The organism is Microcoleus sp. LEGE 07076, from assembly GCF_015207455.1.
Taxonomy (GTDB): domain Bacteria; phylum Cyanobacteriota; class Cyanobacteriia; order Cyanobacteriales; family Microcoleaceae; genus Microcoleus.
In genome coordinates this window covers 42,323-48,322 of the sequence record NZ_JADEWV010000023.1, presented here as the reverse complement: position 1 = coordinate 48,322, position 6,000 = coordinate 42,323, and the positions used below count along the sequence as shown (strand labels likewise).

5 protein-coding genes and 1 pseudogene are annotated in these 6,000 nt (G+C 49.1%); 4 read left to right on the top strand and 2 right to left on the bottom strand.

Annotation, left to right across the window (positions count from 1 at the left end; all coding sequences use genetic code 11):
* A partial coding sequence (locus IQ270_RS06160; protein ID WP_193972363.1) for a hypothetical protein occupies positions 1–971 on the bottom strand: 971 nt, incomplete at its 3' end.
* Between the two features lie 337 nt (positions 972–1,308).
* Between IQ270_RS06160 and pgl the strand changes: the two genes are divergently transcribed.
* Positions 1,309–2,028: a 6-phosphogluconolactonase gene (gene pgl / locus IQ270_RS06155; protein ID WP_193972362.1), complete on the top strand. Its 720-nt coding sequence runs from the start codon at positions 1,309–1,311 to the stop codon at positions 2,026–2,028.
* 70 nt (positions 2,029–2,098) lie between these two features.
* On the opposite strand, the pseudogene IQ270_RS06150 reads toward pgl, so the two are convergent.
* Positions 2,099–3,383: pseudogene (locus IQ270_RS06150) on the bottom strand (RNA-guided endonuclease InsQ/TnpB family protein).
* A gap of 210 nt (positions 3,384–3,593) precedes the next feature.
* On the opposite strand from IQ270_RS06150, the gene IQ270_RS06145 reads away from it, so the two are divergent.
* From IQ270_RS06145 to IQ270_RS06135, 3 genes are all read left to right on the top strand, one after another.
* Entirely contained in the window at positions 3,594–4,439 is an 846-nt protein-coding gene (locus IQ270_RS06145) for an FHA domain-containing protein (RefSeq protein WP_193972361.1), read from the top strand.
* Between the two features lie 82 nt (positions 4,440–4,521).
* Positions 4,522–5,010, top strand: coding sequence for an FHA domain-containing protein (locus IQ270_RS06140; protein ID WP_193972360.1), 489 nt, complete (start codon positions 4,522–4,524; stop codon positions 5,008–5,010).
* 186 nt (positions 5,011–5,196) lie between these two features.
* Complete coding sequence (locus IQ270_RS06135) at positions 5,197–5,934, top strand: PRC-barrel domain-containing protein (RefSeq protein ID WP_193972359.1); 738 nt, start codon at positions 5,197–5,199, stop codon at positions 5,932–5,934.
* Positions 5,935–6,000: the final 66 nt, after the last annotated feature.

The window sequence follows — 6,000 nt, the reverse complement described above, 5'->3', positions numbered from 1 at the left end:
GGATTAATTTCCCCGAGGTTCGGTACTCTGGAATTTAACCCGGCAAATGATTCAGAGGCTGTAGCTGATGGATTTAATAATTGTTGAGATTCCCCGATAATTGTATTTGTTTGAGTCCGAAGAGAGGGAAGTGCTGCCGGAACATTGACGGGATTTACTCTCTGTGAAGCTGTGGCGGCTGCTGGGAGCAAATTTGCCGGATTTGCCGGAAGCTCGCCCGAAGTCGGTCGATCGAGCAATTGAGCCGAGTTGGCAGTTTTCTCCGTTGAAGTCGCCCCCGAAGTGTTAGTGGCGACGTATTTTTTCATAGCTGCTTGCAACGGACTCAAAGGCAGAGGATTGTCGTTTTGTTGGTCTGAACTAGCACCGCTCGACGGCTGCGATAAACTGCCTGTCGCTGTATCCGCCGACTCAGGAGAGCCGATCGTTTTTATCCCCGAAATCAGCGTCCCAGTGCCAGATAAACTCAAAGCTGATGTGGAGTTTGAACTTTGCAAACTCGAATCTTGCGGGTTATTTTTTAGCACTCCCGAAGCAGGATTTGCTAAATTTTGCAAGGTCAAAATTCTGTTGTTGGCCCGCTGCTTTGGGGCTGAAGATGGCTGCGGATTTTGTAAGCCGCGAGCGCTAATTTCGTTGAATAAACCTTGGCCGTTGACCACTGGTGAATTTAGCAAATTCAAGTCAGAATTAGACTGATTGAACTGATTGATCAGCACCGGTAAGCTGTCGATTTCAGCAGCATTGGCGCTCTCTTCAGCAGACAGCCCCGGTAGCGAACCTGGATTGTTTGAGGCTGCTAATTCTTCGCCATCTATACTCAACCTTTCTGGATGTACGGAGACCTCCCAGATAAATAACCCCCCCGCACAGAGTACGGCTAGTGGAGCCCAAACCGCTGGTTGCGTCCAGTGGCGCAACCGCGCTATCAGATAGCGGACAGATGTAGGCAATCGCTTAAAACTTGACATAGTTTTCCTTGCATCCGATCGTGCGGACTTAAAACTATTTTTACTAGTATACCACATGAATGTTGATGATTTTGGCTCTCCCGGCGCAAGTGCGATCAAACTCGCGATCGAAAGTTCCTACAGACATATCTGCCACAAGAAGATGTAAACCTATATCTAGCACTCGTAGAAATATGTCTGGCTTTCCTAAAATAAAGCGGGCTAAGAATGATAAAATCCGACTTGACGCAGTGTAAGCTGTTCAGGCGCGTTAGCCGATCGACCCAGAAGCAAAATGTCAAAACAAAATTGACATTTCCCAGGGAGCAATACGAACAGGAAAATAAAAACGAAATTGATGAAAAAAGTAGTAGAAGTATTAGCAAATCGGGAACAACTCATAGAGCGCTCGCTCGCGATTGTCCTGCGGCAAATTGCAGCAGCCATAGCAGAACGCGGAATTTGTACGATCGCCTTGGCGGGCGGAAGCACACCAGAACCGCTCTACAGATCGATCGCCAGCCAAGACCTGCCTTGGGACAAAATTCACGTTTTCTGGGGCGACGAACGCTACGTTCCCCCAGAACACCAGGATAGCAATCAAAAAATGGCGCGCCTAGCATGGCTCGATCGAGTAAACACCCCCGCCAGCAACATCCACCCCATGCCCACCGGCACCGGAGACCCCGCAGCCGACGCGATCGCGCACCAAACCGAATTGCAGCAATTCTTCAAAGTATCCGACGGCGAGTTTCCTGCTTTCGACATCATCCTGTTGGGCATAGGAGACGACGCCCACACAGCCTCTCTATTTCCCGGTACACCAGCCTTGCAAGTCCGCGACGCCCTAGTAACTGTCGGCAACAAAGACGGTCAACCCCGCATCACCTTTACAGTCCCCTTAATCAACCGCGCCCGGTGCGTCATCTTCATAGTCGCAGGAGCCAGCAAACAACCCGCCCTAGCTCAAATTTTTGCCCCCGCCGCCGACCCCATGACCTATCCAGCCAGACTCGTTCAACCAGAAGGCGAACTTTGGTGGCTGCTCGATGCCGCCGCTGGCGAAGCCGTAAAATAGCCCGTGCCAACAAAGCCATCAGTATCACTAACTTTATTTTGCCCGTCACCGCCAACGTCGCAGCACGAGCTCAGTTGTTAGTATTAGCTAAGCAATTTGACACTCCCAGGCGCGATCGCCCAGGGATTCTTTGTTCTACGAACTCGCTTGCTTGCGACAGGATTTCTCCAGCAAAAGTAGAGGTCAATTCTCTTAAAGTGTTGCTTGACTCGATCGCAAAGGTTCCCGTATGCCCGCTCCGTACCCAATCCCCGACTGAGGATATTTCTAGCTGCGTTGAAATCTCTATCCATCAAACACCCGCACTTGCAAGCATGAGTTCTAGTTGATAGCGTTTTCTTAACAATTGCACCGCAGAAGCGAGCCTTCTTGGCTGGTATATTGCGCGTTAACCGCAACCGTTACTCTCTCAAACACCTGGCCAAAGTATTCGAGCCAAATTCGGAAATGATACCAAGATGCGTCGTTAATCGACTTAGCTTTCGCAGTGATTCTTTGCCAGGTTTTTAATTCTCAAATCAACGCACAGCTATCAAGTCGTTAGACTGAACTACGCATCGTGCCAATTTTACAGCAGGGTCTTTACGCTGCCTACTTATTTTGAGATGAATTTTACCTAGAATCTGCCTAGCTTTGCCTCTGTTTTTTGACTTTTTTACCTTTCTAGAAACGCGGCGCTGCGAGCGCTTGATAACCTTCTCTCCTTGAGCGGTAAATCTGGGATTCTCAGCGCTTACTCCCTGAGAGTCGGTGTAGCATTCTTTCAATCCTACATCTAATCCAACCGTGCTTCCTGATGGTTCTACATTCTCTTTACGGTTAACATCAATACAGAATTGGACGTAAATCGTAAATCCCATCCGCACGCTTTACCAATCTGACTCGTTTAATTTGACTGATTTGATAAAAATGTAAATCGCGCGTTCCCTTTAACTTGAGCTTGCCAATCCCCTTTTTGTCGGTAAAGTTTATGGTTTTACGGTTTTCTGCAAGCTTCCACCCAGTTGATTTATACTCAACAGAGCCACAATTTTTCTGGAACTGTGGATATCCTTTTTTTGCCGACAACTTTCTTTTTGCAGTTTTCGTAAAATCTGGATATAGCAGACCATGCTCGTTCTGCACTAGCTTGTCTGGTCATTGAATTGAGTTCGTCAGCAAACGGGAATGCGCGAGCCAGTACAGCGCAGTATTTGTTTAAGTCGTACTTGTTGACTTTTGGGTTGTCCATCCAATAGCGCAAACAGCTATTTCTGACAACTTGGGCGAAGCGAAGCGGAGCGTGTAGGAATTGCTTCATTTACTTCTGCAAATTGACTCTTATTTCCGTAACCTTTGAATTTAAAAACTAGCATGGCTCGACCTGCCGACGTTATGCTATACTATTTAGCACAATATTGTGGATATCGGTAACAAAGCTTTACAATTAAAGCCGTTCTCAAAGGACGGGGTTTTAAACCTAATTTTTTGATAAGAATTGTGGCGGTTAAAGTTAAAATTTGACCATATACCCAGTAGTTTTATGAGGCTGATTTGAAAATCTGGCCGATAGCAAGGAGAAATCGATGATTGTCTGTCCCAATTGCAATCACCAGAACCCCGACGGGGCCAGCCAGTGCGAGGCTTGTTACACGCCTTTACCCGTTACCGCAAGTTGCTCGAACTGCGGTGCAGCGGTTCAGACAGATGCAGCATTTTGCGGTCAGTGTGGCTTTAACTTGAGTCCGGGTTCCACAGTTCCAGAAGTTGAGATGACATTACCGTCGGCCTCGACGGTGGAGCCGACAGTGGTATCGCCACCGGTACCGGATTTAGCGCCCACTGCACCCCTGATAGCAAGGGAACCTTTAGTTACGGCAAACAAGGAGCCGAACACCGAACCCCTGACGGCAAAGGCACCTCTTGTTAACCCAAATCTGGGGCCGAACTTGGAAAAAACTCCTGCCAGCATTCCGGAAATTCCAGAACCTGGGCCTTCGCTCTCGGTTCCTGTTACAACTGAATCGGTGGCAACAGCAGTAAATACTTCTCCCCCGATTGTCACCCCACAGCCGGCGGGTGTGGCTAAAACTCAACTGCAACAGCAATCGGCGCGTCTGATACACGTTCAGACAAATACGCCGATGGAATTGCCTCACAGTCTGTCTGTGGTTCACATAGGCAAGCCTAATGATTTAGTGCCGCCGGATATTGATGTTTCGGGATTTGCTAATTCTGAGATAGTTTCTCGGGTACACGCAAATCTCCGGGTGGAGGGAGATGCTTGCTACCTAGAAGATGTAGGCAGTTCTAACGGCACTTACGTCAACAATACTCCTCTGCCTAAGGGAAACCGACACCGGTTGCGACCGGGAGACCGCATCTCTCTGGGGAAAGGAGATCTGGTTACGTTTCTATTTCAAATCTCTTAGATCGAGTTTGGATTGGGCGATCGAAAGTCTAAAATCTAAAATCGCATCTTGAGGCGCTCTACCAAAACTCAATGCTGCCAATGTGATTAAGCTGACCTTGCTACATCCACTCCAGTCTATACCCGTCCGCAGTTGGATCTTTGAAGACGAGCAGGTCGTCCGGATCGGGCGATCGACTGAAAACCACGTCGTTCTTTTTAGCGCTGTGGTTTCTCGTCGCCACATCGAATTGCGGCGCAGCGGCATAACTTGGGAACTGATCAATTTAGGTACCAACGGCACTTACCTCGATGGTAAGCCGATCGCTAAGGTTCCCATTGTGGACGGTCTGATCGTTCACTTGGCTCGATCGGGCCCGAAAATTCAAATCAATGTTGGCCCAAATCAGTCCTCAGTCCACTTAGGACAAACCAGCGTCAAGCCAAGGGATGCTAAGGCAATTCACGCTTCCTCGCGAGGGGCTCCCCTGAGCACGCTTCCTGTTGCCGAACAAAAAGAAGTTGGCACTTCCAGGGAAGAGGAAGAGTTGACGGAGGCAGAAAATACTCCACAATATTCGGAAGAATATTAAATCGGCATCTTTGGACTCGGCGGAAAAATCAGTACAAACCCCGATACTGCTTAGGGTCGATCGCCAAATTTGAGACGGCGGTTATTGCTCCCAGATTCGTCTGTCTGGTGGGTGAAAATCAAAAATCAAAAATAGACGCTTCGACCGACATTTTTCTCGGCGCTATAGGCACTCAGGAGTTTATTTATGACTAGATCGCAACAGATTGTAAGGCGCAGCGAACTGCTAAACCGCCGGACGATCGACCGCAGAACAGCCGAAGAGGTTGGCAGGGTAGATCGGCTTTGGCTTGATGCTGACTCCGGGCGGGCGATCGGCTTTACTTGCAAGTCGGGACTTTTGGGCACCAAAAAAACTTGGTTCGCTTGGGCGCAAGTTGATACTGTGGGCGAAAATGTTTTTGTCACCATTAACCCGGAACTGCCCCCATTGCACCAGCCGGAACAAGCTGTTTGCCCGATCGGGCTTGAGGTACTCACCGACTCGGGAAATAAAGCAGGTACGGTGGTTGACTACCTATTTGATGTCCAGACTGGTTCTGTTACCAATTACCTGTTTAAATCGAGCGGCTGGCGCGGCGTTTTAGACGGGATTTATTTGTTGCCGGTGGGGGCGATTTCGACGATGGGCAGCAAACGGGCGATCGTCTCAGAGGCTGCTGTATCAGAGCCAGTGCAGTACGCGGAGGGACTACACAAAAAAGTGGGTCTGGTAGCAGAGTTTTTACACGAAGATTTCGACAAAACTCTCCAAAATGTGGCAGATGTGAAGCGGGGCGCTCAAAATCTGGCGGACAAACTCCAAGATAAAGCTCTAGAAGTCAGGGATGTCGCTCAAGAAAAAGTAGCAGAGTTGAAGCGACAAAGGCAAGAATCTGCATCGCCCCCGCCAACCCCCGATCCGCCAGAGTCGGATTTGCTCTGAAGTGCGGGTTTCCCGATCGCCGGGCCCGACTAATTACGGGTCGCATTTTTAGGGCGGCCCGCCCCC